We start from the raw sequence: 24,892 nt of genomic DNA on the forward strand, positions 1-24,892 counted from the left end.
GTCATCCGATGCCACGGCTCAGGGCGTCAGCCCGCGCACGAGCAGGTCCAGCAGGGCGCACACGAAGAGCGTGATGCCGATGAAGCCGTTCACCGTGAAGAAGGCCCTGTTGAGCCGGGAGAGGTCGTGCGGCTTCACGATCGTGTGCTCGTAGCAGAAGGCGGCGACGACGACCACGAGACCGAGCCAGAAGAAGAACCCGGCGTCCGTGGCGAGCGCGTACCAGACGAGGAGTCCGGTGGTGACGACGGCGGAGGCGCGGGCGCCCCACAGCGCCGCCGGGATGCCGAAGCGCGCGGGCACCGACATGACGCCGCCGGCCCGGTCCGCCTGCACGTCCTGGCAGGCGAAGATCAGGTCGAAGCCGCCGATCCACACGCCGACCGCGAGGCCGAGGATGACCGCGTCCCAGGACCACTCGCCGGTCACGGCGAGCCAGGCGCCGATCGGGCCCATGGCCTGGGCGAGGCCGAGGATCGCGTGCGGGAAGTTCGTGAACCGCTTCCCGTACGGGTAGACGACCATCGGGACGACGGCCAGCGGCGCGAGGGCGAGGCACAGCGGGTTGAGCAGGGCGGCGGCGCCGAGGAAGACGACGACCGCGATCCCGGCCCCGGTCCACGCCGACCGCACGGAGACCGCCCCCGTCACGAGCTCGCGGCCCGCCGTGCGCGGATTGCGCGCGTCGATCTCGCGGTCGATGATCCGGTTGCAGGCCATGGCGAAGGTACGCAGACCGACCATGCAGACGGTGACGAGGAACAGCGTCCACCAGTGGATGTTCCTGTCGAGCTGGAACATCGCGGTGAGCGCGGCGATGTAGGCGAAGGGCAGCGCGAAGACCGAGTGCTCGATCATCACGAGCCGCAGGAAGGCCTTCGTGCGGCCCGGCCGAGGCTGCTGCGGCTGGGCGCCGGGCACGGCGGCCGTGGCCATCACAGCCCGTACTCCTTCCAGCGGCGGTCGACGAGCGCGGCCGTCGCCGGGTCCGACTCGACCATGTCCGGCCAGCCGCCGTCCCGGGTGTAGCCCTCCTCGGGCAGCTTCTTCGTCGCGTCGATACCGGCCTTGCCGCCCCAGAACTGCTGGTAGGAGGCGTGGTCGAGGTGGTCGACGGGCCCCTCGACGACGGTGAGGTCGCGGGAGTAGTCGGTGTTCCCCAGCGCCCGCCAGGACACCTCGTGCAGGTCGTGGACGTCGCAGTCCTTGTCCACCACGATGATCAGCTTGGTCAGCGACATCATGTGGGCGCCCCAGATCGCGTGCATGACCTTCTGGGCGTGCTTCGGGTACTTCTTGTCGATCGAGACGATCGCGCAGTTGTGGAAGCCGCCCGACTCCGGCAGGTGGTAGTCCACGATGTCCGGCACGATGATCTTGAGCAGCGGCAGGAAGAACCGCTCCGTGGCGCGGCCGAGCGGCCCGTCCTCGGTCGGCGGCCGGCCCACGACGATCGACTGGAGCAGCGGGCGCTTCCGCATGGTGATGCAGTCGATCTTCAGCGCGGGGAACGGTTCCTGCGGCGTGTAGAAGCCCGTGTGGTCGCCGAAGGGACCCTCCGGCAGCATCTCGCCGGGCTCCAGCCAGCCCTCGACGACGACCTCGGCGTGCGCCGGGACCTGGAGCGGGACGGTCTTGCAGTCGACCATCTCGATCCGCTTGCCCTGCACGAAGCCCGCGAAGAGGTACTCGTCGATGTCGCCGGGCAGCGGGGCCGTGGAGGCGTACGTGACGGCCGGCGGGCAGCCGAAGGCGATGGCGACCGGCAGGCGCTCGCCCTTCGCGGCGGCGACGGCGTAGTGGTTCCGGCTGTCCTTGTGGATCTGCCAGTGCATGCCGATGGTGCGCTTGTCGTGGCGCTGGAGCCGGTAGAGGCCGAGGTTGCGGACACCGGTCTCGGGGTGCTTGGTGTGGGTCAGCCCGAGGTTGAAGAAGGAGCCGCCGTCCTTGGGCCAGGTGAAGAGCGCGGGCAGGAGGTCGAGGTCGACGTCGTCCCCGGTGAGGACGACCTCCTGGACGGGAGCGTCCTTGATCTTCTTCGGGGGCACGTGGACCATCGAGCCGAGCTTGCCGAAGGCCTCGCGGACGCCCACGAAACCGTGCGGCAGCTCCGGCTTGAGGAGCCCGCCGATCTTCTCGCTGATCTCCCCGTACGACTTCAGGCCGAGGGCCTTGAGGAGGCGGCGGTCGGTCCCGAAGACGTTCATCGCGAGGGGCATGGCGGAGCCCTTGACGTTCTCGAAGAGAAGCGCCGGACCCCCCGCCTTGTTCACCCGGTCGACGATCTCCCCTACCTCCAGGTACGGGTCGACTTCGGCCTTGATGCGCTTGAGGTCGCCTTCGCGCTCAAGCGCCCTGAGCAGCGAGCGCAGATCGTCGTAAGCCATAAGGGCCAGTATCGGTCACCGGCTACCCTGGAACTGTCACCGGGGCCGCCGAAACGCGCGCCCGCCACCGCTTCCAGGGGGCCGCACCACATGCTCAGGGCGCTGATGTACATCCTGCCGCTGGCGCTGACGATCTACGCGTTCATCGACTGCCTGAACACCCCGGAGGAAGACACCAAGCACCTGCCCAAGGTGGTCTGGGTCATCATCATCCTGCTCTTCTGGTTCGTCGGCCCGATCGTCTGGCTCTTCGCGGGCAAGAAGCGGCGCGCGGCCTCGGCCGGCGGCGGCCGGGGCGGCACGAGGGGCGGCGGCTGGGTGGCGCCCGACGACAACCCCGAGTTCCTGAGGTCGCTCAAGGACGAGGCGAAGCTCAACGACCGCGAGGCGGAGCTGAACCGCCGCGAGGAGGAGCTCCGCAAGCGCGAGCGCGACCTCGACGAGGGCACCGACCGCCCCGACCGCACCGACGGCTGATGGAACTGCGCCTCCTCGCGACCTTCGAGAAGGTGGCGGAGGTCCTCTCCTTCACGCGCGCGGCGGCGGAGCTCGGCTACGCCCAGTCCAGCGTGACGGCCCAGATCCGCTCCCTGGAGTCCTCGCTCGACGTGGAGCTCTTCGAGCGCCTCGGCTCCCGCATCCGCCTGACGGAGGCGGGCGAGCGGCTGCTGCCGTACGCGCTCCGCATGACGGAGCTGGCCGCGGAGGCCCGGGAGGCCGTCGCGAGCGCCGCCGACCCGGCGGGGACGGTCTCGGTCGGCACCATGGAGTCCCTCACCTCCTACCGGCTGCCCCCGCTCCTCGAGTACTTCCACCACCGCTACCCGGGGATCCGCCTGGCCCTGCGCCCGACGCTCGGCGACGAGACGCGGCAGGCGCTGCGGCAGGGCGCGTACGACGTGGGCTTCCTCATGGAGGCGGAGACGGAGCACGAGGGCCTGGAGTCGGAGGTCCTGGCCCCGGAGCCGCTGGTCCTGGTGGCGTCCCCGGCCCACGCCCTGGCGGGCCGTACGGCTCTCACCACCGCCGAGGTGGCCTCGGCCGCCCTGCTCGGCCCCGAGCCCGGCTGCCCGTACCGCGACCTGTTCGAGGCGGAGCTGCGGGAGTGGGGGCCGTCGTTCATGGAGTTCGGCACGATCGAGGCGACGAAGCGGGGCGTGGCCGGGGGCCTGGGGACCGCACTGCTCCCCCGCGTGACGGTCGCGGAGGAGCTGGCCTCCGGAGACCTGGTGGAGCTCCCCTGGCGGCCGGGCTTCGCCCTCTTCACCCAACTCGCGTGGCGACGGGGGAAGCGGCTTCCGGCGCACGTCCGGCTGTTCGTGGAGCAGACGCGGCGACTCGTGTCGGAGCAGTCCCGCCGAGCGTGACCTTCAGGCTGGCGAGGACGATCAGCGGGACGCCCAGCGCCTGGACGAGCCCGATGTGGTGCCCGTACACCGCCCAGTCGACGCCCATGGCGACGGCCGGATAGGTGAAGGCCAGGACGGCGATCTTCGCGGTGGGCAGCTTGGCGTAGGCGGCGTACATGAGCACGTACATCAGCCCGGTGTGGATGACGCCGAGCCCGGCGAGCCAGCCCCATCCCCCGTTCACCGCGCCGAGGTCGGCGAAGGGCAGGAGCAGCGGCAGGCCCGCGGTGACCTGCACGAGGGCGATGAGGTGCGGCCTGACGCCGGTGATCCGCTTGGTGACGAAGGTGGCCAGGGCGTAGAGGACGGCGGCGGCGAGCGCGTACCCGAGGCCGGCGAGGGAGCCGGTGTCGCCAGGCCGGACGCCGGAGACGAGCACGAGCCCGAGGAAGGCGGTCCCGAGCCAGGCGAGCCTGCCCCGCCCGATCCGCTCCCCCATGAAGAGCGCGCCGAGCAGCACGAGGAAGAACGGCTGCGTGTGGTAGACGACGGTGGCGAGGGAGATCGAGGTGGCGGCGTAGGCCTCGAAGAGGAAGACCCAGTTGAAGACGATGAAGACGCCGCCCAGCAGCGCGAGACCGAAGGTCCTCGCCGTGAACCCGTGCCCGGTGAAGAACCCCCGGGCGAGGCTGTACGCCCCGAGCGCCAGCGCCCCGAACAGGCACCGGTAGAACACCACCTCGAACGGCGACGCGCCCGACTCGACGACGAAGACCCCGAGGGTCCCGGACAGCACCATGGCCAGGCTGAGTTCGACGGCTCCCCGCGTTTCGCTTCTCATGCCGACGACGCTACGAGCGGACCCGCGAGCGGGTCCACGGGCCAGTGGGGCGTCCTGCCGATGGGGGCGATCGGCGGCGCCGATGCCGGGGAAGGCTTCCCGCATGGACGCTCCCCGCATGGACACGGAACTCGCCCGCCTCTGGCTCGGCACGGCCCTCCACGAGGCCCGGGACGGGCTCGCCGAAGGGGGCATCCCGATCGGGGCCGCGCTGTACGGCGCCGACGGGCGGCTCCTCGGGCGCGGGCACAACCGGCGGGTGCAGGACGGGGACCCGTCGCTGCACGCCGAGACGGCCGCCTTCCGGGACGCGGGGCGGCAGCGGTCGTACCGGGGGACGACGATGGTGACGACGCTGTCGCCGTGCTGGTACTGCTCCGGGCTCGTCCGGCAGTTCGGGATCTCGCGGGTCGTCGTCGGGGAGGCGCGGACCTTCTTCGGCGGGCACGAGTGGCTGGCCGGGCACGGCGTCGAGGTGGTCGTCCTCGACGACGAGGAGTGCGCCGCGCTCATGCGGGACTTCGTGCTCGACCGTCCGGAGCTCTGGTACGAGGACATCGGCGAGGACGTTCCTCCCGGCCGGACTACCGCCGGCTCGTGAGAAAACCTTGACCGAGCCACAACATCCTCTCTATACCCTGGATCTGACGATGTGACGGGGCGCATCTCATGGGGACACAGGGGGGCTGTGGCGCGTGGAGAGACAGCTGTACGGCCGCGGCGCGGCGCTCGACGACGACGGGCTCGTCGCACGGCTCGTCGGGCTCACCGGGCAGGGGGCCGCGCGGGTCGCGTACGAGCACGGCGACGACCCGCCCGTGACCGTCTTCACCGGCGGGCGCGGCATGGGGAAGACCGTCCTCCTGAAGGAGGTCCGCAACCGGTACAAGGGGTTCACCCCGCTCGCGCTGCTCGACTGCGCGCACCTCGACGAGCCCGCCGACCACGGTCCCGGCTGGACGCCGGTGACCGGCGCCCTCGCCGACCTCGCCGTGCAGCTGTCTCCGAGGGGACCGCTGGTGCGGCCCGTGCGGTTCCCCAGGCTCTCGCTCGGGCTCGTCGCCGTCGCCTCGCTGGGCTGGCGGCCCGGGGACGAGGAGCAGACCGCCGGTGACCTCCGACGGCTCCGGCCGCTGCTCACCACGGTCGACGCGACCAGGGGCGCCACCGCCGAATGGGTCGGCCGGGTGCTGGCCAACCTCGCCACCACCTTCGCCGAGGCCACCGCGCCGCTGGCGGGGCCGATCGCCGGCGCGACCGTGGAGACCGTCCTCGAAGAGGTCTTCAACCGCCGCCAGCGCACCTATGCGAACTGGTACGGCACCTACCGGAACGCCGGCGGCGTCGGCAGGACCGGGCTCCAGCTGCTCGCCGCCGACTTCGAGCACGGCGGCGAACGACGGCGCGAGGCCGAGGCCTTCCTCGTCCAGACGCTCACCGAGGACCTGTTACGGGCCTACACCGGCCTCACCCAGCTGGGCGCCCGCGTCGGCCGCCCGGTCCTCCTCCTCGACAACGCCCACGAACCCCTCGGCCGCCAGCTGGTCGAACCGATTCTGCGGGCCCGCGCCACCGGCCGTCGCGACCGGATCGTGGTCCTCGCCACCTCCCGCGTCCGCGAGCACGAGGCCATGCGGCACGCGACCAGGGCCCAGCTGCCCGAGACCGCGCACCGGGCGCCCTGCCCACGTGGCACGAGCGTCAGCTCCGGCATCCTCGCCGTCGCGCTGACCCCGCTCTCCCCCACCCAGACCCGGAACGCCTTCGACGACTACGACCCCCAGGGCACGATCCCCGCCGAACTCGCCCGCGCCGTCCACCGGCTGACCGCGGGGCGGCCCGGCGGAGTCGACCGCCTCGCCCGGGCCGCCGGCCAGGCCCCGCCCGGGCAGCGCGCCGGCCTCACCCCCGGCGGTCTCCTCGACCTGACGGTCGAGCTCCGCGAGGACGCCCCGCCGGTCCGGGTCGCCCCCACGCTCCTCTCCGAACTGCTGCCCGTCCCGAGACCGGAGCCGTACGCCGTCCTCGCCGCGACCCACGACGAGGAGTCCGCCCGGCTGCTCGCCCACGCCCGGCTCCAGAACGAGTCCCTCGACGGGGACGTGGCCCTGCGCGTCCGCGACCACCTGCGCTCCGAGGACTGGCGGGAGGGCCCCGGCCACTTCGTCGCCGACCCGCTGCTGCGCGCCCTGCTCCTGCACCGGCTCCGCTTCGAGGACGCGGACCACCCCCGGTACGCGCAGTGGCGCGCGGTCCACGAGACCCTGCGCCGCCACTACGGGCCCGCGCCCGGCCCGTACCGCCTCCACCACGACCTCGCGCTCGGCGACACCGAGGAGGCCGTCACCCACTTCCGGGTCACCTTCCCGGAGCAGGACGTCCTCGGCTGGCTCGGGCGGCTCCGGTTCGTCGCCGCGGCCCCGTACCCCCGCGACCGCGACCGGCCCCGCACCGACCCGCGCCGGGCCGTCGCCCTCGGTCAGGCGCCGGCCGGGAACCTGCCGCCGGGGCTCGACGTCGACACGATCGAACTCCACCTGTCCCTACGGCGGCTGCTGCACGCCGTGTGGCTGCTCACCGATCCGCTCGCGCTCCCCGACGAGGAGGTCGCCCGCCGGCTCGCGCACGAGCTGCGCGGGCTCTCCGGCCGCCATCTGACGGGCAGCGGTTCACTCTGGGACGCGGCCACGCACTGGCCGCGCGACATCCGCGCCTGGCGGGGGCTGTCCCTGCCGCCAGGACGCGAGGACGGAGTCTGACGCCATGCCCGACCGCATACCGCGCCCGTTCGGCGGACCGCGTCGCCGCGTCCGCACCCCACGCCAGAAGCTGGTCATCACGCTGGTCGGCGCCATCGTCCTCTTCGGCGCCGGCGGTTACGGCCTCCGCGAGCTCGTCGAGCCGGACGACCGCTCCTGCGCCGCCGGCGTCGAGCGCACCGTCGACACCGGCGAGTGCGTCGGCGTCAACGGCTCCGGCCACGCCTTCGAGGTCCCCGAGCTCGCCGAGATCGCCGACGCCATCGGCCGCGAGAACGCCACCCTCAAGCCCGATGAGTACGCGACCGTCGCCGTCCTCCTCCCCTTCACCTCCCCCGACCCCGGCATGCGCACGAAGGTCCTCCACGAGGTGCAGGGCGCGTACGCCTACCAGTTCCGCGCCAACCACGAGTCCAACAGCCAGACCCCGAAGATCCGGCTGGTCCTCGCCAACACCGGCAAGGGCAACGCCCAGTGGGAGCGGATCACCACCCAGCTCGCGACGATGACCGGCGGACCGGACCGGCTGCGGGCCGTCACCGGCGTCGCCACCTCCTCCACCGAGATGCGGAAGTCGGTCACCGCGCTCACCGGCGCCGGGATCGCCGTCGTCGGCACCACCATCACCGCCGACGACATCGCCAACGGCCCCGGCTCGGCCAACCGCTACCCCGGCCTCGCCCGCGTCTCCCCCACCAACACCGACGAGGCCAAGGCCCTCGCCCACTTCGGCCGGGTCGACGCCGCCAAGGCGATCCTCGTCCAGGACACCCGCAGCGGCGACCACTACACGGACACGCTCAAGTCGGCCTTCTCCACCACCCTCAAGGGCGCCCCGTACGAGCCCCAGCTCTTCACCTCGCCCGCCGACCAGACCGAGGAGGGGACCACCGCGAACACCTTCCGGCAGATCACCCACCTCATCTGCGACACCCGCGCCGAGACGGTCTTCTTCGCCGGCCGCCACACGCAGCTCCGCCAGTTCATCAACGCGCTGGGCGCCCGCGGCTGCCTCGACCGCTCCTTCACGATCCTGACCGGCGACGAGGGCTCGTACCTCGGCGCCGACGAGAAGCTCGACCGCAGCGCCCTCAAGGCGAAGCTGACCGTGCGGTACGCGTCCCTCGCCCACCCCGACGCCTGGAAGCCCGGCAAGGGGCGGCAGGTCCCGGCGACGGGCGGCTCCGTGGTCGCGTACAAGACCTTCGAGACGGACATCGCGCGCGCCTCGAAGAAGCCGGTGGCGCTCGCGGACGGGCAGGCGATCGTCGCGTACGACGCGATGGCGACGGCCGTCCACGCGATCCGCCAGGCCACCCCGCAGGACGCGCAGTACCCGGAGCTCGCCGACGTCGTCACGCAGTGGCCGCAGGTGAAGGGCTCGCTGCGGGTGCAGGGCGCGAGCGGCTGGATCTGCCTGGACAACTACGGCAACCCGTACAACAAGGCGGTCCCGATCGTGGAACTCGCCCAGGACGGCTCCCAGCGCTTCGTCCAGATCGCCTGGCCGGAGGGCCGCCCGCCGGCTTCCTCGTGCCTGCCGCCGAAGAAGGGGTGAGTCCTACGGCTCCCACGTGGGCCAGCGGGCCTCGTCGCGCTCGTACAAGCCGCGCAGGTGACGCCACCGCTCGGGCGTCCAGGCCGCCCACTCCGTACGGTGACCGTCCAGCGCCGCCGCCAGCCGTTCGAAGTGGTCGTGCCAGCCCGCCAGGCAGTCGAGGCGGTACGCGCGGTCTCCCCGGATCTCGTTGGTGAAACGCAGCACGGTCGACCCGCCGGCCCCGCCGGGACCGTGTTCCACGTGAAACCGGATCCTGCCGTGGGTCGTCGGATCGACCGTGTACTCGGCGACGTAGCCGGGGTCCCAGGCGGTCACCCGCCCCTCGGCCTCGGTGCCGCCGTTCCGCCAGCGGAGGGTGACCCGCCCGTCGAGCCGGGGCTCGAAGGGGTCCGCCGCGCAGAGCCACCCGACGAGCCCGTCGGGCGTGGCGACGGCCTGCCAGACGTCGGCGGCCGGGTGCGGAAGCTCCATGACGTACCGCAGCAGGTGCGTGTCACCGTCGCGGGTCTCGCACCTGCCCCGGGGTATCTCGCTCATACCTCCAGCGTGGCCCCGGGGCCGGTCGGCCGCTAGCCGTGGGCTCAGACGCCCGCGTACGAGTGCTTGCTGCTCACGAAGATGTTCACGCCGTAGTAGTTGAACAGGAAGCAGGCGAAGGCGATGAGCGCGATGTACGCGGCCTTCCGCCCCTTCCAGCCCGCCGTGGCCCGCGCGTGCAGGTACGCCGCGTACCCGACCCACGTGATGAAGGACCAGACCTCCTTGGCGTCCCAGCCCCAGTAGCGGCCCCACGCGTCACCGGCCCAGATCGCACCCGCGATGATCGTGAAGGTCCAGAGCGGGAAGACCGCCGCGTTGACCCGGTACGAGAACTTGTCGAGCGAGGCCGCCGAGGGCAGGCGCTCCATGACCGAGCGGGCGAAGGCGCCCGGGTTGCCGCCGGTGGCGAGCTTGTTCTCGTACGAGTCGCGGAAGAGGTACAGCAGGGTGCCGACCGCGCCGATGTAGAAGACCGCTCCGCAGAAGATCGCCGTGGAGACGTGGATCCACAACCAGTACGAGTCGAGCGCCGGGACCAGCTGGTCGCTGGGGGTCTTCAGCCAGGTCGTGGCCATGCCCAGGTCGAGCAGGACGGTCGTCACGAGGGGCAGACCGATCCAGCGGACGTTCTTCTTCGCGAGGAGGAAGCCGAGGTACGCACCGACCGCCACCGTGGAGAAGGTGGTGGAGAACTCGTACATGTTGCCCCAGGGGGCCCGCTGCACGGACAGCGCGCGCGTGACCACGCCCGAGGCCTCGACCAGGAAGGCGAGGACGGTGAGCGAGACGGCGATCCGGCCGTACAGGTCGCCCTTGACCGTGCCGCCGGCCGCGCCGGGGCCGTCCGGAACGTCCCGCGCGCCGGCCGCGGCCCGCGTGACGACCTGCGGCTTGTCGAGGACGGCGGTGGAGCCGCCGGCCTTGACCCGGACGGTCACGGCGGGCGCGTCGGCCGCCGCCTTCTGCTGCGTGAGCGCGGCGGCGGTACGGCCGACCTTGCTGCGGCTGCCGAAGACCCACTCGGCGATGTGGGCGAAGAAGGCCAGGGTGTAGACGGCCATCGAGGAGTAGATGAGCAGGTCGCTCAGCTGCGCCAGGCTCTCGTTGGTCGTGGCGGCGAGGGTCACTTGTCGGCCTCTCCAGAAGGGGCAGGGTCTTCGGCGGGTTCTTCGGCGGGGTCGTCCGCTGCTGTGGGTGCGGGAGGTGCGGGCGGCGCCTGCGCCGCGAGCGCGGCGGCGAGGTCGCCCAGCTCCTCCGGCAGCTTGGCGGACTCGCTCCGGCCGAGGCCGGCCATCTCGACGACGGTCACGCCGTCCTCACCGCGGACGGCCCGGACCCAGACCCGGCGCCGCTGGATGAAGAGCGAACCCGTCAGACCGGCGATCGCGGCGATCGCGCCCGCGAGGGCGAGGCCGTTGCCCGGCTGCTGCGAGATCTGGAAGCTCGCCCACTCCTTGATGTCCTTCTCGAAGGTGATCGAGCCGGCGCCGCCGGGCAGCGTCATCGCCTCGCCGGGGAGCAGGCGCTCGGCCTTCCCGGTGCCCTTGTCGAGCTCGAACTGCTTCATCTTCTTCGTGTCCAGCTGGTACACGTTCTGCGGCAGACCGGAGTCGACGCCGAGGCTTCCGTGGTAGCCGGTGAGCGCGACGACGGGGAAGTCCAGGGCAGGGAACTGGGAGAACATCGTCCCCTTGCCCTCGCCCGCGAAGGTCGGCACGAACAGCGCGGTGAAGCCGAGCTGCTCCCTCTCGCCGTTCTTGTCGCGGTAGCCGTCCATGACCTTGATCGCGCCGGTCGACGTGATGTTGTTGTCGACGGGCAGCATGGGCACGGCGCCGTGGAAGACGACCTTGCCCTTGCCGTCCCTGACGGTGAAGACGGGCGCGTAGCCGTGGGCGATCAGGTAGACCTTGGAGCCGCCGACCTCCAGGGGCTCGTTGACCCGGATGACGGCCTTCTTCTCCTTGCCGCCGTCCTCGGAGTACGTGACGTCGGCCTCGAAGGTGCGCGGGGTGCCGCGCTGCGGGCCGGTCTTCTCGTACGTACCGGTGAAGGAGTTCAGGGTGAAGCTGAACGGCTCCAGCTCGTCCGTGCCGAACTGGGAGCCGGACTTGAAGTCGTCGTACTGCGTGAGCGTGTTGGAGAAGCCGTCGCCCTCGACGATCAGCTTGCCGCCCTCGGACTTGAAGAGCTGGCCCCACGCGAAGGCGACGAGCATGACGATCAGGGCCACGTGGAAGGCCAGGTTCCCGGCCTCGCGCAGATAGCCCTTCTCGGCCGCGACGGCGTCACCGGCGGTGTGGGCGCGGAAGCGGCGGCCCTTGAGGACGGTGAGCGCGGCGGCGCGGACCTCCTCGGGCTCGGCCTCGGTGCGCCAGGTCGCGTACGCGGGGAGCCGGGTGAGGCGCTTGGGCGCGCCCGGCGGGCGGCTGCGGAGCTGGCCGACGAACTGCCAGGTGCGGGGCAGGATGCAGCCGATGAGGGAGACGAACAGCAGGATGTAGATCGCGGAGAACCACACCGAGCTGTAGACGTCGAAGAACTGGAGCTTCTCGTAGAGCGGCGTCAGCGTGGGGTGGGCGTCCTTGAAGGCCTGCACCTTGAACTCGTCCGCGCTGCTCTGCGGGACCAGGGAGCCGGGGACGGCGCCGAGGGAGAGCATGAAGAGGAGGATCAGCGCGACCCGCATGGAGGTGAGCTGCCGCCAGAACCAGCGGATCCAGCCGATGGGCCCGAGGGTGGGGCCGCCGAGCGCCGGGGCCTCCTCCTGGGGGGCGGTGGAGAGCTGGGCGCCGGCCGCCTCGTCCGCGGCGCGCTCGGTCTCCGTCGTGTCGGTTGTGCTCATGGAACTCAGATCCCCACCGTGAAACCGCTGGACCAGCCCTGCATCGTGGCGACCATGCTGTCCCACGCGCCTGTGAGGAGCAGGACGCCGGTGACGATCATCATCCCGCCGCCGATCCGCATGACCCATACGTAGTGCTTCTTGACCCAGCTGAACGCGCCGAGCGCCTTGCGGAAGGCGACGGCCGCGAGGACGAACGGTACGCCGAGGCCGAGGCAGTACGCGAAGGCGAGGACCGCGCCGCGGCCGGCGCTCGCCTGGTCGATGGCGAGGGCGTTGACGGAGGCGAGGGTCGGGCCGATGCACGGGGTCCAGCCGATGCCGAAGAGCGCGCCGAGGAGCGGGGCTCCGGCGAGTCCGGCGGCGGGCTTCTTGTGGAAGCGGAACTCGCGCTGGGTGAACCAGGGCATGAGGCCCATGAAGAAGACGCCCATGGCGATCATGAGCACGCCGAGGACCGTGGAGAGCGTGTCGCGGTACTCCTGGAGGTTCGTCCCGAAGTAGCCGAAGAGGGCGCCGCCGGAGACGAAGACGGCGGTGAAGCCGAACACGAAGAGGACGGCCCCGGTGGTCATCCGGCCGCGGCGGCTCTCGGCGAGGTCGGTGCCGGTGACCCCGGTCACGTACGAGAGGTAGCCCGGGACGAGCGGGAGGACGCACGGCGAGAAGAAGGAGACCAGGCCGCCGAGGACCGCGATGGGCAGGGCGAGCAGCAGGGCTCCGCTGGTGACCGTCTCGTTCACCGGCTCACTTCTCCTTGAGGAGCGGCTCGATCATCGAACGGAGCTTCTCGTCGTCGAGGGCCATGAGCGAACGGGCCGCGATCTTGCCCTCCTTGTCGAGGACGACGGTGGAGGGGATCGCCTGCGGGTTGAGGGTGCCCTTGGGGAAGCCGAAGAGGATGAGCTTGCCCTGCGGGTCGTACAGGCTGGGGTACGGGACCCCGTAGTCCTTCTCGAAGGCGATCGCGGGCTGCTTGTTGGGGTCCCGGGTGTTGAGTCCGACGAACTCGACGTCCTGGCCCTTGAGCTCCTTGGCGACCTTCGCGAAGTGCGGGGCCTCGGCGCGGCAGGGGCCGCACCAGGAGCCCCAGACGTTGAGGACGACGACCTTGCCCTTGAGGTCGGCGACGTCGAGCTGCTCGCCTTCGAGGGTCTCGCCGGCGATCTTCTCGGGCGCCGTGCGCTCGCCCTTGGCGACGGTGGCGATCCCCCCCGTGTTGGTCACGAAGTTGGTGCCGCCACCGCCGCCGGACTTGCCGTTGTTGTCGCCGGAGCACGCGGAGAGCGTGACGGCGGCGGTCAGGACTCCGACGACTCCGACCGCGAGCTGGGTGCGTCGTGAGGCACGACGGGCGAGGCTAAGGCTCATGTGAAAAGTTTCGCATGGGCGTTTGGGGGATCTTGGGCACCCCCCTACGTGCCCGTAAAGCCCCTTGTCAAGATGGCTTAAGGCGCGGCGGTGACGGAGTCAGGGCGCCGTCGTGGCCGTGGCGGTCGCGGAGGGCCTGAGGTAGGTGTTCCAGCCGCCGGCCGGCTTCTGCCCGACCTCGAGTCCGCGCAGCTTGGCGAGGATCTTCGGGTCCTGGACGTCGAGCCAGTCCACGAACTGACGGAACGAGACGAGCCGGACGTCCTTCTTGCCGGCCATGCCCTTGAGCGCGTCCTCGACGGCGTCCATGTAGATGCCGCCGTTCCACTGCTCGAAGTGGTTGCCGACGAAGAAGGGCGCGCGGTTCGACTCGTATGCGCGGTTGAAGCCGCCGAGGAGCGCCTCGGTGGCCTGCTTGCGCCAGCCCGGGTAGCGCGAGGGCATGCCCTTGGTGGTGTTCTTCGACTGGTTGGCGAGCATGTTGTAGTCCATCGAGAGGACCTCGAAGGAGTGCCCGGGGAAGGGCACGGCCTGGAGCGGCAGGTCCCAGATGCCCTGGCGCTTGACCGGCCAGGTCTGCCGGCCGCCGGGCGAGCTGGCGTCGTAGCGCCAGTTCAGGCGCTTGGCGGTGGGCAGCAGGTTGTCCTGGCCGAGGAGGCAGGGCGTACGGCCGCCGACGAGCTCCTTGGAGTAGTCGAAGGGCAGCGGGTCGAGGTCGGTCCAGCCGCTGTTCGTCTTCCACTCGGTGACGAACTTCATCGCCTGGTCGATCTCGCTCTGCCACTGCGCCGGGGTCCAGTTGCCGACGGAGCCGGAGCCGCCGCAGAAGTGGCCGTTGAAGTGGGTGCCGATCTCGTGGCCTTCCAGCCAGGCCCGCCGGACGTTCTTGAGGGTGTCCTTGATGTGCTCGTCGGTGAGGTAGCCGATGTCGGAGGCGCCGACGCGGTTGTTCGGCGGGCGGTAGAGGTTCTTCTTCGACTCGGGGAGGAGGTAGATCCCGGAGAGGAAGAAGGTCATCGCCGCGTCGTGGTTCTTGGCGAGGTCGAGGAAGCGCGGGAAGAGGCCGTTGCCGACCTCGCCGGCGCCGTCCCAGGAGAAGACGACGAACTGCGGCGGCGTCTGGCCGGGTTCGAGCGGGACGGGGGCGTCGGGCTGGTGCGGCTGCTTGCCGGTGTCGGCGGTGGAACCGTCACCGATGAGCCGGGCGTCGTCCTTGGTCGGGGCGGGGGTCGTCGGATCACCCGTGGCGTCACCGCCCTTGCCGGGGCCGGAACGCCCCGGCTTCCGCTCGTCACCGGTGCCGCAGCCGGCGATCCCGATGGCCGCCGCGGCCCCGACGCCCGCCCCGAGAAGTCCCCTTCGACTGATTCCGCTGATCCCGCGCATGCCATCCCCATTCGCGCTGACGTACTACCGAAACGTCATCCAAACCGACAATGAGTGAGATGCAGGGCGGAACACGGAGGTTCCGGGAATTAGTACAAATATTTCAGGGCGGCCCGGACGGTGCCCCTTGGCATGGACACCTCTTGACCGCCCCGACAATAGCGCTTCGCCGCACAGGGGCTACGCGCCGAACGCCTTCGACTTCCCCTTCACCGGCTTCGCGCCGGCGAGCAGGTGCGCGGGGACGAGGTCCCTGGCCGGCTCGCTGTAGCCGACGGAGACGATCTTGTCGCCGCGGTACGTGAACGAGGTCAGCGAGGCCAGCGTGCACTGCCGCCGCCGCGGGTCGTGCCACAGCCGCCGCTTCTCCACGAAACTGCGGACGATCCAGATCGGCAGCTGGTGGCTGACGCAGACGGCCTCGTGACCACGGGCCGCGTCCTTCGCCGCGTCGAGCGCGCCCATCATCCGGACGACCTGCTCGACGTACGGCTCGCCCCACGAGGGCTGGAACGGGTTGGTGAGGTGCTTCCAGTTGCCCGGCTTGCGCAGGGCTCCGTCGCCGACGCCGAAGGTCTTGCCCTCGAAGACGTTCGCCGCCTCGATCAGCCGCTCGTCGCTCGCCAGGTCGAGGCCGTGCGACTTCGCGATGGGCGTGGCCGTCTCCTGCGCCCGCTCCAGCGGGGAGGCGACGACGTACGTGACGTCGCGGCCGGCCAGGTGCTCGGCGACGCGGTCCGCCATCTGACGGCCCAGGTCGGAGAGGTGGTAGCCGGCGCGGCGCCCGTACAGGACACCGTCGGGGTTGTGGACCTCGCCGTGCCGCATCAGGTGGACGACGGTGATGTCCTGGTCCCGCGTGGCCTGGTCGCTCATGCGGTCGCCTCCGCGGCGGCGCGCGCGGCGGCCGGCAGGGCGGCGGCGATCCGCTCGATCGCCCGCTCGTCGTGCGAGGCCGAGACGAACCAGGACTCGAAGGCGGACGGCGGCAGGTAGACGCCGTCGGCGAGCATCGAGTGGAAGAAGGCGTTGAAGCGGAAGGCCTCCTGCTTCTTCGCCTCCTCGTAGTTCCGCACCTCGTCGGCGGTGAAGAAGACCGAGAACATGTTGGAGGCGGTCTGCAGCCGGTGCGCGACGCCCTCCTTCGCGAGGGCGCCGGTGACGAGGCCCTGGATCTCCGTCGAGACCGCGTTGACCTTCTCGTACGCGGCGTCGTCGAGCAGCCGCAGCTGCGCGAGGCCGGCGGCGGTGGCGATCGGGTTACCGGAGAGGGTGCCGGCCTGGTAGACCGGGCCGGCCGGGGCGAGGTGGCCCATGACGTCGGCGCGGCCACCGAACGCGGCGGCCGGGAAGCCGCCGCCCATGACCTTGCCGAAGGTCAGCAGGTCGGCCTTGACGCCGTCGACGCCGTACCAGCCCGCCTTCGACGTGCGGAAACCGGTCATGACCTCGTCGGAGATGTACAGCGCGCCGTTCTCCCGGCACAGGTCCGCGAGGCCCTGGTTGAAGCCCGGCAGCGGCGGGACGACGCCCATGTTGCCCGGGGAGGCCTCGGTGATGACGCAGGCGATCTCGCCCGGGTGCGCGGCGAACGCGGCCCGCACGGCCTCCAGGTCGTTGTAGGGGAGCACGATCGTGTCGCCCGCCTGGGCGCCGGTCACACCGGGGGTGTCCGGCAGACCGAGGGTCGCGACGCCGGAACCGGCCGCGGCGAGCAGCGCGTCCACGTGACCGTGGTAGCAGCCGGCGAACTTCACGACCTTGGCGCGACCGGTGAAGCCGCGGGCCAGCCGGATCGCGGACATCGTGGCCTCGGTGCCCGAGGAGACGAGCCGGACCTGCTCGACCGGCTCGACGCGCGCGACGATCTCCTCCGCGAGCGCGACCTCGCCCTCGCCCGGCGTGCCGAAGGACGTACCGCGGGCCACGGCCTCCTGCACGGCGGCGGTGACCTCGGGGTGTGCGTGGCCGAGAATCATCGGTCCCCACGAGCAGACCAGGTCGACGTACTCGCGACCGTCGGCGTCGGTGAGGTACGGACCGGCACCGGAGACCATGAACCGGGGCGTACCACCCACGGCTCGGAAAGCACGCACCGGCGAGTTCACGCCGCCGGGCGTCACGAGGGACGCGCGGTCGAAAAGCGTCTGTGAGACTGGGGCTTCGTATGAATACGGCACTGTGATCCTGACCTGCGAATACGGCTGCGAGTACGGACGAGTCGGTGAGGACACCCTGTGATTACGCCGGGGCGGTTGTCCGTCGCGTCTGCGAAACTGGGGCGTCATAGGGATGGCTCACGGAATCCATGGTGTCAGAGGCCACGACGTTCTTGCGGACAGGTGTTTCACCGTACGAGTGCGGGGGAGGTCACTGACACGATGATCGGGTTGCGCGGCGGGGTCGTGTTGCCGAGAAAAAGCAGTCGGGTGGAGATATGCATCGCGGTGGCGGACCGGGCGAGGGGACGGACGACCTGGGTCCGGAGTCTGCCCGGCGGGGCAGGCACCGGCGCCGGCGGTCCGAAGAACCGGCGTCCGGCAGCCCGACCGTTCCGGGAGCGTCGGGCCCTCCGGACGACCGGGCCGGCACGAGCGGGAGCGGCCGCTTGGGGGTGACGTACAAGTACTTCGGCGCGCCCGACGGCGCCACGGCCGCGCGCGTCCCGATCTCGATGCGCCCGGAGGAGCTCGGCGGGGACGAGCTCGGCATGGGCGGCATGTTCACCAAGATCAAGCCCGAGACCATAGCGGCGATGGTCCTGACGGGCATCCAGGGCATGCCCCTGCACCGGGTGCCCCCGCTGGAACTGGTCGTGCTCCACCCCGACTACGCCGTCGTGAAGCTCCCGATGACCGTCGTCGACCCGCTGCGCGGGATCGGCGAGGAGTCGGTGGGCGCCGCCGCCTTCATCTGGTCCACGGTCCCCGACCGCGGCGGCCCGCGCGACGCCTTCGACGTCTACCAGCTGCTCCACGAGTGGCAGGACTTCTCCGTCCGCCTGCACGAGGCGGGGCACCAGCCGTACTGCCTGGTGTGGCCGTAGGGGTGTTGTAGGCACGTCTGCGGGCGTTTCGTGACACTCCCGGCATTCATAAGTGCTGAAGTTAGGACGAATCGGATGTAATGCGCAGGGTGGGACGTCCGGCATGGCACCGGACGCCCGGGAGAGGACGTGACGCGTGTGAGCGGAGTACGGACGACCGTGGGACCCATGCAGCTCCGGGAGGTCGCCGCACGGACCGAACTGTCCCTGCGCACGATCCGCCAGTACGAGGACATGGGCCTGGTGGTGCCCTCGGCGGCCTCGCCCGGCGGCTTCCCCCTCTACACGGACTCCGACGTGTCCCGCCTGATGGTGATCCGCCGCATGCAGCCGCTGGGCTTCACGCTCGACGAGACCCGCGAACTGCTCACGGCCGTGGACCTGCTGAGCGCCGACCGCCCCGGCACGGAGACGGAACTGACCCCGGAGGACCGCGCGGCACTCGTCGACCGCGTCCGCCGCTACGAACAGGCGGCGGCGGAGCGCGTCGACGAACTGCGCACCCAGCTGGCCCGCGCGGAGGAGTTCGCGACCTCGCTCCGCACCCGGCTGACGCCCGCGTAGCGGACCCTTCAGGAGGCCAGGTACTCCGCCACGCCCCGGAAGAAGCGAGCGTAGGCGTCCGGGCTCGGCGGGGTCTCGGGGTTCCAGGGCACGAGCCGGGCGGCGTCCGGTATCCCGTACGAACCCGGAGGCGCCGCGTGCGCCCGGTTGTCGAAGAGCACCACGTCCGGCCGGAGCTCACCGACGCGCCCCCAGTCGGTGGTCAGCCAGTTGACCCCGGCACCGGGCCCCGGGTCGACGAGCCGGACACCGAGCGCGGCGAGCCGCACCAGCTCGGGCCAGGCCGCCGGCCGGGCGAGATGCACCTGCCCGGACCCGCCGCCGGAGAGCGCGAGGACGGACAGCGCGCTCCGCCCGGCGGCCTCCCGAAGCACGTCCTCCGCGTCGGCGAGACCGCTGGAACCACTTCCGGCCCCGGCGGCCGGCCCGCCCCGGAGGGAGCCGGCCAGCGCGTCGAAGCGCCCGAGGATCCCGGGGAGGCTGAGCTCGTTGCCGACGGAGAGCGCGACGAGCGGTATGCCGAGCCGCTCGACGACGGCCTCGTCGAGGGCGTACGGGCCCTTGCCGTCGTAGGTGACGTCGACGACCAGGTCGGGCCGCGCCTCCCGGAGCACCCCCTCGTCGAGCCCACGCCCGCCGCCGAGATACGGCACCCCCGCGTCACCGAGGCGACCGGCCTTGGCGGGGTCGAGACCGGCCCCGTCGTGCCCCGACCCGTAGACGCCGACCGGCGCCACCCCCAGGTCGAGCAGGGCCGCCCCGGCCCGTACGTACGCCACGACCCGCTCCGGCACACGGGCCGCGACCGACTCCACTCCCCTGTCGTCCGTGAAAGCCCACGGCTGCGCTCCGGACATGCGGGCACTCCCTCCCCGACGCGTTCTGTCTCCTCCCGCCACAGTGGGGCGACGACGGAGCCCGCACAAGAGGGCCTGCAGGGACCTGTGGACAACCGTTTCCGGGACTTTGGTCCCGGACCCCCCTGCCGAAAGGCCCCCAGGTTGGTGTTAACTGAGCGGGTCGGGAGGAAGCAGCAGGAATCACCACCGCCTGCCGTACCCGCGCACCCCTGCCAGGGCGCGTCGCGTACGGAGGGCTCTCACGTCCTGGAGTGAGCCATGTCCTTCCCCGGCCAGTTCTCTGACCCCCGCGTGATCACGCTCTTCGCCCTGCTCGCCGCGTCGACGGCGATCTGGCTGGCGATGAGCCTGCGCAGCCGTGCCCGCGACCGCCGCGAGCGTGCCGCGGCGACGCCGCTGGAGCGCGTCTGGCACCCGCAGGAGTCGGTGGCCCTGACCCGGGAGGAAGAGGACGCCTTCGGCCGGCTCGTCTCCCGTCTCTCCCTGACCGCCCCGGGCCGCCTGCGCTGAGGCGCCCCCGTGCGGGCGGCTCAGGCCGCCCACGCGCGCGGGTCGCGGCCGGTCGTCGCGAGCAGGCGCTCGAAGGCCGAGGCGCCCTCGGGCAGCTCGACGGAGTCGCCGAAGACGTTCATCTCGCGGGCCATGGGCGCCATCTTCTCCACTTCCTCGACGAGCCCGTCCACCACGGCCGGGTCGGGCTCGAAGGGCTGCCCGGTGGCGCGGGCCAGGTCCCAGGCGTGGACGGTCAGGTCGAGCAGCACCATGGAGCCGACGGTCCGCGCGGGAAGCCCCATCGCGCCGGAGGTCCCCTCGTCGGCGCCGGGCTCCGCCCAGGCGGCGACCAGCTTCCCGGCCTCCGCCGCGAAACGGTCCCGCCAGTCGGCCTCGGCGACCCGGTCGGGAAGCTCGGAGAAGTCGGCCGGCTGCTTCGCGGCGAGCGCCTGGAAGTTCACGACGACCCCGAAGAGGTGGTTGAGCAGCGCCCGCACGTCGTACTCGGAGCAGGGCGTGGGCGCGTCGAGCGAGGCGTCGTCGATGTCGCCGACCAGGGGCGTGGCCTGCGAGGCGGCGGTGTGCAGCAGATCGGCGATGCGGGGAAGGTCCTGGTTCGTCATGGAATCGACGCTAAGCGATCATGGCGTCAGCCGTCTTGAAGAAACACGTCAGGAGTACGCGCGCCATGGCCACCCCGACCCCCCGCAGGGACACCCGGGGCATCGTCGACCCCGCCGAGCTGCTCGCCCGCGTCCGCTTCCGCCGCCACACACCGGCGCCCGAGCTGCGGCCCTTCCTCGAGCACTACTGGCTGATCGACTGGGCGCTGCCGGAACCGTACGCGACGCACGTCGTCCCGCACCCGTCGGTGAACGTGGTCTTCCAGCGCTACGGCCGACTGGACGGCCCGTCGGCGGAGGCCGAGGCGTCCGCCGAGGTCTCCGGGGTCGGCCTCGGCCTCTTCACGCAGCGGCTGTCGGGCGCGGGCCGGGTCTGCGGGGTGCAGTTCCGGCCGGGCGGTTTCCGCCCCTTCGCGCCGGCGTGGCCGGTGTCGGTGTGGACGGGCCGCCGGGTGCCGCTCGGCGAGGTCTTCCCGGGCGGGCCGGAGCTCGCGGTCCCGGGCGTCCTGTCCCCCGACGAGGACCACGCGCGCGTGGCGGCGCTCGACGCCTTCCTCCTGGCCCTCGGCCCCGCCCCCGACGCGGCGGCCGCGCAGGCGATGGAGCTGGTGGAGCAGGCCCGCGCGGACCGCGCGATCCGCAAGGCCTCCGAACTGGCCGCCGCGTCGGGCCTCTCCGCCCGCTCCCTGCAACGGCTGTTCGCCTCGCACGTCGGCGTGGGACCGAAGTGGGTGATCCTGCGCTACCGCATCCACGAGGCCCTGGAACGGGCCGGGACGGCGGGGACGGCGGAGGCCGGCGTGGACTGGCCCGCGCTCGCCGCCGAGCTGGGCTACAGCGACCAGGCCCATCTCGTAAGGGACTTCACGGCGACGATCGGAGTGCCCCCGACGGCGTACGCCCGGGGGCTGTCGGTGCCCTGACCTACCGTTCGGCCATGACGACGACGAAGACGAGCCGCGACACCAGGGGCGTTCGCCTGGAACCCTGGTCCGAGGCGGACGCGGGGCTGCTGCGCGCCCTGAACGCGCCGGAGCTGATGGAGCACCTCGGCGGCCCGGAGACCGAGGAGCGGCTGGAGCGGCGCCACCGGCGGTACGTGGACCTGAGCGCGGACCGCTCGGGCGCGGGGCGGATGTTCCGGATCGTGCTGCTGCCGGAGGAGGCGGTGGCGGGCAGCATCGGCTTCTGGGTCCGCGAGTGGGAGGGGCAGCCGGTGTACGAGACGGGCTGGACGGTCCTTCCGGGCTTTCAGGGCCGCGGGGTGGCGACGTCCGCCACGCGCTCGGTGGCGGCGGAGGCACGGGCCGCGGGCCTCCACCGCCATCTGCACGCGTTCCCGTCCGTGGACAACACGGCGTCGAACGCGGTGTGCCGCAAGGCGGGTTTCGAACCGCTCGGCGAGCTGTCCTTCGAGTACCCGCCGGGGCACACGATGACCTGCCGGAACTGGCGGCTCGACCTGGCCCGCGAACCGGCCTAGCCGGCGTCCGGCCTAGCCGGCGTCCGGCCTAGCCGGCGTCCGGTGCGGTGAGCGGCCGGGTGAAGTGGAAGGCCACGATGTCGAAGCGCTCGCGCAGGTAGAAGCGGTGGGCGCCGGTGCGGTGGGTGCCGGAGTCGAGGTTGAGCTCGTGGCAGCCGGCCGCGCGGGCGTGACCCTCCAGGTGCTCGACGAGCGCGTGGCCGACGCCACCGGAACGCTCGGCGCCGGCGGTCACGAGGTCGTCGACGTAGAGCTTGCGCAGGGAGCTCGTGTTGATGACGATCCGCCACCCGGCCGCGCCGACACAGCGGCCCCCGTCGGCGTAGGCGGCGCTGAACCGCAGCCCCTGGGGGTGCCCGGTCTCGTAGACCTCGCGGAAGAGCTCGGGGGTGAGGTGCGGGCGGAGTTCGAGCAGGACCGGCAGCAGGTCGCTCTCCAGCCGGGGGTCGCCGGGCTCAAGGTCGATGATCTTCATGCCGGGACGGTACCCCAGGTTTTTTCAGGGTTGACGGGGGCGGGGACCTCGCGGATATTTATCTGCGTAACGCAGATTCTTCCTCACGCAACTCTTTCACGCAAGGGATGAGCCATGACCTCCACGACCTCCACGACCTCCACGACCTGCACGACCGTTCTCGTCACCGGCAGCCGCGGCCGCGTCGCCACCGCCCTCCTCGACCTCCTCGCGAGCGCGGGCATCAAGGCCAGGGCCGGCTCCAAGGACCCCGCCGACCTCTCACCACCCCCCGGAGTCGACACCGTCCACTGCGACCTCGCCGACCCCGCCACCTTCGACACGGCCCTCACCGGCGTCGACTCCGTCTTCCTCTACGCCGAGGCGGTCCACGCCCGCGCCTTCGCCGAGCGGGCCCGCGCCGCCGGCGTGGAGCACATCGCGCTCCTCTCCTCCAGCTCCGTGCTCGCCCCGGACGCCGAGGAGAACGCCATCGCCGCCTCCCACCTCGCCGCCGAACGCGCCCTCGCCGCCGTCGCGGACACCGGAGCCCTCGAGGCCACCCACCTCCAGCCGGGCGCCTTCGCCGCCAACGCCCTCCAGTGGGCCCGCGCCCTCCGGACCGGACACGCGCCCGCCCTCCCCCACCCCCACTCCCACGGCGACCCCCTCCACGAGCGCGACATCGCGGAGGCCGCCTTCGCCGTCCTCACCCAGCCCCGACTGCGCGGCTCCTCCTACCTCCTGACCGGCCCCGAATCACTGGACTTCACCGAGCAGCTCGCGACCGTGGAGCGGGTGACGGGCCGCCCCGCACCCCACACCGTCACCACCCCGCAGGAGTGGAAGGAGTCCGTCGCAGGCCACATGCCGGCCCCCTTCGCGGACGCCCTGCTCTCCTACTGGGCGTCCCACGACCGCCGCCCGGTCCCGCTGACCGACACCGTCGAGCAGCTGACGGGCCACCCGCCCCGCACCTTCGCCGAGTGGGTGGCGGACCACGCGAGAGCCTTCCGCCCCTGACCGGCCACCCCCGGAATTACCTGGCCCCTCCCCCACCCCGGTGCCATCCTGTCCCCGTGAACGGACCGGAGATCCACCTCAGCTTCGCCCCCGGCCTGCACCTCTTCGTCTCGGCGGAGCGGCGCAAGGGACCCACCCCCGTGACCACCGACGGCGCCTCCTCGCTCGGCCACGTCGTGGAGTCGCTCGGCGTCCCGCTCACCGAGGCCGGACGCCTGCTCGTCGACGGCGAACCGGTGGCCGCCTCGCACGTACCGGCCGCGGGAGAGAGGGTCGAGGTGGAGGCCGTCGCACGACCGCAGACGGTCCCCGGCGCCCCGCTCCGGTTCCTGCTCGACGTGCACCTCGGCACGCTCGCGCGGCGCCTGCGCCTGCTCGGCGTGGACGCGGCGTACGAGAGCGAGGACATCGGCGACCCGGCGCTCGCCGCGCTGTCGGCGCGGGAGCGGCGCGTGATGCTCTCGCGCGACCGCGGGCTGCTGCGCCGCAGGGAGCTCTGGGCGGGCGCGTACGTCTACAGCGACCGCCCGGAGGACCAGCTCCGCGACGTCCTGGAGCGCTTCGCACCCCCACTGGCGCCCTGGACCCGCTGCACGGCGTGCAACGGTCTGCTCTCGACCGCCGACAAGGACGCCGTGCGCGAGCGCCTGGAGCAGGGCACGGAGAAGACGTACGACGTGTTCGCGGAGTGCGAGGAGTGCGGGCGGGTCTACTGGCGCGGCGCCCACCACGCCCGCCTGGAGGCCATCGTCGCGGACGCGGTCACCGAGTTCGGCGGCGCGACCGCCGGCTGAGCGGCGGCCTCAGCCGAGCTCGCCGCTCCGGAGCCGCTCGACCTGCGCGGCACTGACCTCGACGGTCCGCCGCATGTGCGCGATGAGAAGCGCGACCTCGGCATCGCTGTAAACGTCGAACATCGTGCCCCAGGTGCCGTTGAGCTTCCGCCACAGCGCGGCGAGCTCGGCCATCCGGCCGGGCACGAGCGCCACCAGGACCCGGCGCCGGTCCTCCGTGTCCCGCTCGCGCGTCACGTACCCGGCCTTCTCCAGCCGGTCCACGAGCCGCGTGGCGGAGCCCGTGGTGAGCCCGGTCAGCTCGGCCACCCGCCCGGTCGTCACCGGCCCGTCCTCCAGGCTGAGCAGGTTCAGGCACTGCACGTCGGTCGGGTGGAGCCGCAGATGGTCGGCGACGGCCTGGTTGAACAGGGCGTAGGAGGCCATGTAGCGCCGGGCCTCGCCGTACAGCTCGGTCATGAGCGCCTCACGCCGGGCGGAACTCTTCTGCGTCATGCAGGGATTGTACGAACCG

At 71.9% G+C, this 24,892-nt stretch carries 27 protein-coding genes; 12 read left to right on the forward strand and 15 right to left on the reverse strand.

Going from position 1 to position 24,892, the window contains the following annotated elements:
• Positions 1 to 18: 18 nt before the first annotated feature.
• Both mqnP and AB0G79_RS28410 read right to left on the reverse strand, forming a co-directional pair.
• Entirely contained in the window at positions 19 to 936 is a 918-nt protein-coding gene (gene mqnP / locus AB0G79_RS28405; protein WP_360811331.1) for a menaquinone biosynthesis prenyltransferase MqnP, read from the reverse strand.
• On the reverse strand, positions 936 to 2,387 hold the full coding sequence (locus AB0G79_RS28410; protein ID WP_360811333.1) for a menaquinone biosynthesis decarboxylase: 1,452 nt from the start codon (positions 2,385 to 2,387) through the stop codon (positions 936 to 938). Before AB0G79_RS28410 ends, mqnP begins: the two co-directional genes overlap by 1 nt.
• Before the next feature lie 90 nt (positions 2,388 to 2,477).
• Between AB0G79_RS28410 and AB0G79_RS28415 the strand changes: the two genes are divergently transcribed.
• Together AB0G79_RS28415 and AB0G79_RS28420 are read left to right on the forward strand one after the other, a co-directional pair.
• Positions 2,478 to 2,864: a PLD nuclease N-terminal domain-containing protein gene (locus AB0G79_RS28415; protein WP_360811335.1), complete on the forward strand. Its 387-nt coding sequence runs from the start codon at positions 2,478 to 2,480 to the stop codon at positions 2,862 to 2,864.
• Positions 2,864 to 3,754, forward strand: a complete 891-nt coding sequence (locus AB0G79_RS28420) for a LysR family transcriptional regulator (RefSeq protein ID WP_360811337.1) — start codon at positions 2,864 to 2,866, stop codon at positions 3,752 to 3,754. Before AB0G79_RS28415 ends, AB0G79_RS28420 begins: the two co-directional genes overlap by 1 nt.
• Here AB0G79_RS28420 and AB0G79_RS28425 read toward each other — a convergent pair.
• Complete coding sequence (locus tag AB0G79_RS28425; RefSeq protein WP_360811339.1) at positions 3,651 to 4,577, reverse strand: DMT family transporter; 927 nt, start codon at positions 4,575 to 4,577, stop codon at positions 3,651 to 3,653. The genes AB0G79_RS28420 and AB0G79_RS28425 overlap by 104 nt on opposite strands.
• A gap of 118 nt (positions 4,578 to 4,695) precedes the next feature.
• Here AB0G79_RS28425 and AB0G79_RS28430 point away from each other — a divergent pair, with 118 nt between their 5' ends.
• The 3 genes from AB0G79_RS28430 to AB0G79_RS28440 all read left to right on the forward strand — a co-directional run bounded on the left by AB0G79_RS28430 (position 4,696) and on the right by AB0G79_RS28440 (position 8,894).
• Positions 4,696 to 5,178 carry a nucleoside deaminase gene (locus AB0G79_RS28430; protein ID WP_360811341.1) on the forward strand — a complete coding sequence of 161 codons (483 nt, stop codon included), beginning with the start codon at positions 4,696 to 4,698 and terminating at the stop codon, positions 5,176 to 5,178.
• Positions 5,179 to 5,272: 94 nt separating this feature from the next.
• Entirely contained in the window at positions 5,273 to 7,336 is a 2,064-nt protein-coding gene (locus tag AB0G79_RS28435) for a hypothetical protein (RefSeq protein ID WP_360811343.1), read from the forward strand.
• 4 nt (positions 7,337 to 7,340) lie between these two features.
• Positions 7,341 to 8,894: a hypothetical protein gene (locus AB0G79_RS28440; protein WP_360811345.1), complete on the forward strand. Its 1,554-nt coding sequence runs from the start codon at positions 7,341 to 7,343 to the stop codon at positions 8,892 to 8,894.
• Between the two features lie 3 nt (positions 8,895 to 8,897).
• On the opposite strand, the gene AB0G79_RS28445 is transcribed toward AB0G79_RS28440, so the two are convergent.
• From AB0G79_RS28445 to hemL, 8 genes are all read right to left on the reverse strand, one after another.
• Positions 8,898 to 9,434, reverse strand: a complete 537-nt coding sequence (locus AB0G79_RS28445) for an SRPBCC domain-containing protein (RefSeq protein WP_360811347.1) — start codon at positions 9,432 to 9,434, stop codon at positions 8,898 to 8,900.
• Between the two features lie 44 nt (positions 9,435 to 9,478).
• Positions 9,479 to 10,564 (reverse strand): c-type cytochrome biogenesis protein CcsB, encoded by a 1,086-nt coding sequence (gene ccsB, locus AB0G79_RS28450; RefSeq protein WP_360811349.1) that lies wholly within the window; start codon positions 10,562 to 10,564, stop codon positions 9,479 to 9,481.
• Entirely contained in the window at positions 10,561 to 12,282 is a 1,722-nt protein-coding gene (locus AB0G79_RS28455) for a cytochrome c biogenesis protein ResB (protein ID WP_360811352.1), read from the reverse strand. The genes ccsB and AB0G79_RS28455 overlap by 4 nt, the downstream gene beginning before the upstream one ends.
• A 5-nt stretch (positions 12,283 to 12,287) precedes the next feature.
• Positions 12,288 to 13,025 carry a cytochrome c biogenesis protein CcdA gene (locus AB0G79_RS28460; RefSeq protein ID WP_360811354.1) on the reverse strand — a complete coding sequence of 246 codons (738 nt, stop codon included), beginning with the start codon at positions 13,023 to 13,025 and terminating at the stop codon, positions 12,288 to 12,290.
• Positions 13,026 to 13,029: 4 nt separating this feature from the next.
• Complete coding sequence (locus AB0G79_RS28465) at positions 13,030 to 13,653, reverse strand: TlpA disulfide reductase family protein (protein WP_360811356.1); 624 nt, start codon at positions 13,651 to 13,653, stop codon at positions 13,030 to 13,032.
• Between the two features lie 99 nt (positions 13,654 to 13,752).
• Positions 13,753 to 15,030 carry a hypothetical protein gene (locus AB0G79_RS28470; RefSeq protein WP_360811439.1) on the reverse strand — a complete coding sequence of 426 codons (1,278 nt, stop codon included), beginning with the start codon at positions 15,028 to 15,030 and terminating at the stop codon, positions 13,753 to 13,755.
• A gap of 189 nt (positions 15,031 to 15,219) precedes the next feature.
• Positions 15,220 to 15,915, reverse strand: a complete 696-nt coding sequence (locus tag AB0G79_RS28475; RefSeq protein WP_360811358.1) for a histidine phosphatase family protein — start codon at positions 15,913 to 15,915, stop codon at positions 15,220 to 15,222.
• On the reverse strand, positions 15,912 to 17,219 hold the full coding sequence (gene hemL, locus AB0G79_RS28480) for a glutamate-1-semialdehyde 2,1-aminomutase (protein WP_360811360.1): 1,308 nt from the start codon (positions 17,217 to 17,219) through the stop codon (positions 15,912 to 15,914). The genes AB0G79_RS28475 and hemL overlap by 4 nt, the downstream gene beginning before the upstream one ends.
• A 257-nt stretch (positions 17,220 to 17,476) precedes the next feature.
• On the opposite strand from hemL, the gene AB0G79_RS28485 reads away from it, so the two are divergent.
• Entirely contained in the window at positions 17,477 to 18,085 is a 609-nt protein-coding gene (locus tag AB0G79_RS28485) for a hypothetical protein (protein ID WP_360811362.1), read from the forward strand.
• A 168-nt stretch (positions 18,086 to 18,253) separates the two neighbouring features.
• On the forward strand, positions 18,254 to 18,649 hold the full coding sequence (locus AB0G79_RS28490) for a MerR family transcriptional regulator (protein ID WP_360811364.1): 396 nt from the start codon (positions 18,254 to 18,256) through the stop codon (positions 18,647 to 18,649).
• Positions 18,650 to 18,657: 8 nt separating this feature from the next.
• Here the strand turns inward: AB0G79_RS28490 and AB0G79_RS28495 are convergent, their stop codons facing one another.
• Complete coding sequence (locus AB0G79_RS28495; protein ID WP_360811366.1) at positions 18,658 to 19,506, reverse strand: ABC transporter substrate-binding protein; 849 nt, start codon at positions 19,504 to 19,506, stop codon at positions 18,658 to 18,660.
• 261 nt (positions 19,507 to 19,767) lie between these two features.
• Between AB0G79_RS28495 and AB0G79_RS28500 the strand changes: the two genes are divergently transcribed.
• On the forward strand, positions 19,768 to 20,019 hold the full coding sequence (locus AB0G79_RS28500) for a hypothetical protein (protein ID WP_360811368.1): 252 nt from the start codon (positions 19,768 to 19,770) through the stop codon (positions 20,017 to 20,019).
• Between the two features lie 20 nt (positions 20,020 to 20,039).
• Here the strand turns inward: AB0G79_RS28500 and AB0G79_RS28505 are convergent, their stop codons facing one another.
• Complete coding sequence (locus AB0G79_RS28505) at positions 20,040 to 20,624, reverse strand: TIGR03086 family metal-binding protein (protein WP_360811370.1); 585 nt, start codon at positions 20,622 to 20,624, stop codon at positions 20,040 to 20,042.
• Between the two features lie 65 nt (positions 20,625 to 20,689).
• Here AB0G79_RS28505 and AB0G79_RS28510 point away from each other — a divergent pair, with 65 nt between their 5' ends.
• Both AB0G79_RS28510 and AB0G79_RS28515 read left to right on the forward strand, forming a co-directional pair.
• The gene (locus AB0G79_RS28510; protein WP_360811372.1) at positions 20,690 to 21,547 is read left to right on the forward strand and encodes a helix-turn-helix domain-containing protein; all 858 of its coding nucleotides are present in this window, start codon (positions 20,690 to 20,692) and stop codon (positions 21,545 to 21,547) included.
• Between the two features lie 14 nt (positions 21,548 to 21,561).
• The gene (locus AB0G79_RS28515; protein WP_360811374.1) at positions 21,562 to 22,107 is read left to right on the forward strand and encodes a GNAT family N-acetyltransferase; all 546 of its coding nucleotides are present in this window, start codon (positions 21,562 to 21,564) and stop codon (positions 22,105 to 22,107) included.
• A 28-nt stretch (positions 22,108 to 22,135) separates the two neighbouring features.
• Here the strand turns inward: AB0G79_RS28515 and AB0G79_RS28520 are convergent, their stop codons facing one another.
• The gene (locus AB0G79_RS28520) at positions 22,136 to 22,582 is read right to left on the reverse strand and encodes a GNAT family N-acetyltransferase (protein WP_360811376.1); all 447 of its coding nucleotides are present in this window, start codon (positions 22,580 to 22,582) and stop codon (positions 22,136 to 22,138) included.
• Between the two features lie 114 nt (positions 22,583 to 22,696).
• Between AB0G79_RS28520 and AB0G79_RS28525 the strand changes: the two genes are divergently transcribed.
• Entirely contained in the window at positions 22,697 to 23,584 is an 888-nt protein-coding gene (locus AB0G79_RS28525) for an NAD(P)H-binding protein (RefSeq protein ID WP_360811378.1), read from the forward strand.
• Positions 23,585 to 23,640: 56 nt separating this feature from the next.
• The gene (locus AB0G79_RS28530; RefSeq protein ID WP_360811380.1) at positions 23,641 to 24,378 is read left to right on the forward strand and encodes a Mut7-C RNAse domain-containing protein; all 738 of its coding nucleotides are present in this window, start codon (positions 23,641 to 23,643) and stop codon (positions 24,376 to 24,378) included.
• Positions 24,379 to 24,387: 9 nt separating this feature from the next.
• Here the strand turns inward: AB0G79_RS28530 and AB0G79_RS28535 are convergent, their stop codons facing one another.
• Entirely contained in the window at positions 24,388 to 24,873 is a 486-nt protein-coding gene (locus AB0G79_RS28535; protein WP_360811382.1) for a MarR family winged helix-turn-helix transcriptional regulator, read from the reverse strand.
• Positions 24,874 to 24,892 lie beyond the last annotated feature (19 nt).

Origin of the sequence: Streptomyces sp. NPDC020807 (assembly GCF_040641575.1) — a bacterium.
In the GTDB taxonomy this organism is placed as follows: domain Bacteria; phylum Actinomycetota; class Actinomycetes; order Streptomycetales; family Streptomycetaceae; genus Streptomyces.

Bases quoted from the DNA above. Each gene is read 5' to 3' on its own strand.
- AB0G79_RS28455 (WP_360811352.1), bottom strand. From the start codon at position 12,282: ATGAGCACAACCGACACGACGGAGACCGAGCGCGCCGCGGACGAGGCG.
- AB0G79_RS28525 (WP_360811378.1), top strand. From the start codon at position 22,697: ATGACCTCCACGACCTCCACGACCTCCACGACCTGCACGACCGTTCTC.
- AB0G79_RS28490 (WP_360811364.1), top strand. From the start codon at position 18,254: ATGCAGCTCCGGGAGGTCGCCGCACGGACCGAACTGTCCCTGCGCACG.
- AB0G79_RS28485 (WP_360811362.1), top strand. From the start codon at position 17,477: ATGCATCGCGGTGGCGGACCGGGCGAGGGGACGGACGACCTGGGTCCG.
- AB0G79_RS28445 (WP_360811347.1), bottom strand. From the start codon at position 9,434: ATGAGCGAGATACCCCGGGGCAGGTGCGAGACCCGCGACGGTGACACG.
- AB0G79_RS28475 (WP_360811358.1), bottom strand. From the start codon at position 15,915: ATGAGCGACCAGGCCACGCGGGACCAGGACATCACCGTCGTCCACCTG.
- AB0G79_RS28505 (WP_360811370.1), bottom strand. From the start codon at position 20,624: ATGACGAACCAGGACCTTCCCCGCATCGCCGATCTGCTGCACACCGCC.
- AB0G79_RS28510 (WP_360811372.1), top strand. From the start codon at position 20,690: ATGGCCACCCCGACCCCCCGCAGGGACACCCGGGGCATCGTCGACCCC.
- AB0G79_RS28535 (WP_360811382.1), bottom strand. From the start codon at position 24,873: ATGACGCAGAAGAGTTCCGCCCGGCGTGAGGCGCTCATGACCGAGCTG.
- AB0G79_RS28495 (WP_360811366.1), bottom strand. From the start codon at position 19,506: ATGTCCGGAGCGCAGCCGTGGGCTTTCACGGACGACAGGGGAGTGGAG.
- AB0G79_RS28425 (WP_360811339.1), bottom strand. From the start codon at position 4,577: ATGAGAAGCGAAACGCGGGGAGCCGTCGAACTCAGCCTGGCCATGGTG.
- AB0G79_RS28430 (WP_360811341.1), top strand. From the start codon at position 4,696: ATGGACACGGAACTCGCCCGCCTCTGGCTCGGCACGGCCCTCCACGAG.
- mqnP (WP_360811331.1), bottom strand. From the start codon at position 936: ATGGCCACGGCCGCCGTGCCCGGCGCCCAGCCGCAGCAGCCTCGGCCG.
- AB0G79_RS28500 (WP_360811368.1), top strand. From the start codon at position 19,768: ATGTCCTTCCCCGGCCAGTTCTCTGACCCCCGCGTGATCACGCTCTTC.
- AB0G79_RS28420 (WP_360811337.1), top strand. From the start codon at position 2,864: ATGGAACTGCGCCTCCTCGCGACCTTCGAGAAGGTGGCGGAGGTCCTC.
- AB0G79_RS28520 (WP_360811376.1), bottom strand. From the start codon at position 22,582: ATGAAGATCATCGACCTTGAGCCCGGCGACCCCCGGCTGGAGAGCGAC.
- AB0G79_RS28415 (WP_360811335.1), top strand. From the start codon at position 2,478: ATGCTCAGGGCGCTGATGTACATCCTGCCGCTGGCGCTGACGATCTAC.
- AB0G79_RS28410 (WP_360811333.1), bottom strand. From the start codon at position 2,387: ATGGCTTACGACGATCTGCGCTCGCTGCTCAGGGCGCTTGAGCGCGAA.
- AB0G79_RS28465 (WP_360811356.1), bottom strand. From the start codon at position 13,653: ATGAGCCTTAGCCTCGCCCGTCGTGCCTCACGACGCACCCAGCTCGCG.
- AB0G79_RS28440 (WP_360811345.1), top strand. From the start codon at position 7,341: ATGCCCGACCGCATACCGCGCCCGTTCGGCGGACCGCGTCGCCGCGTC.
- AB0G79_RS28515 (WP_360811374.1), top strand. From the start codon at position 21,562: ATGACGACGACGAAGACGAGCCGCGACACCAGGGGCGTTCGCCTGGAA.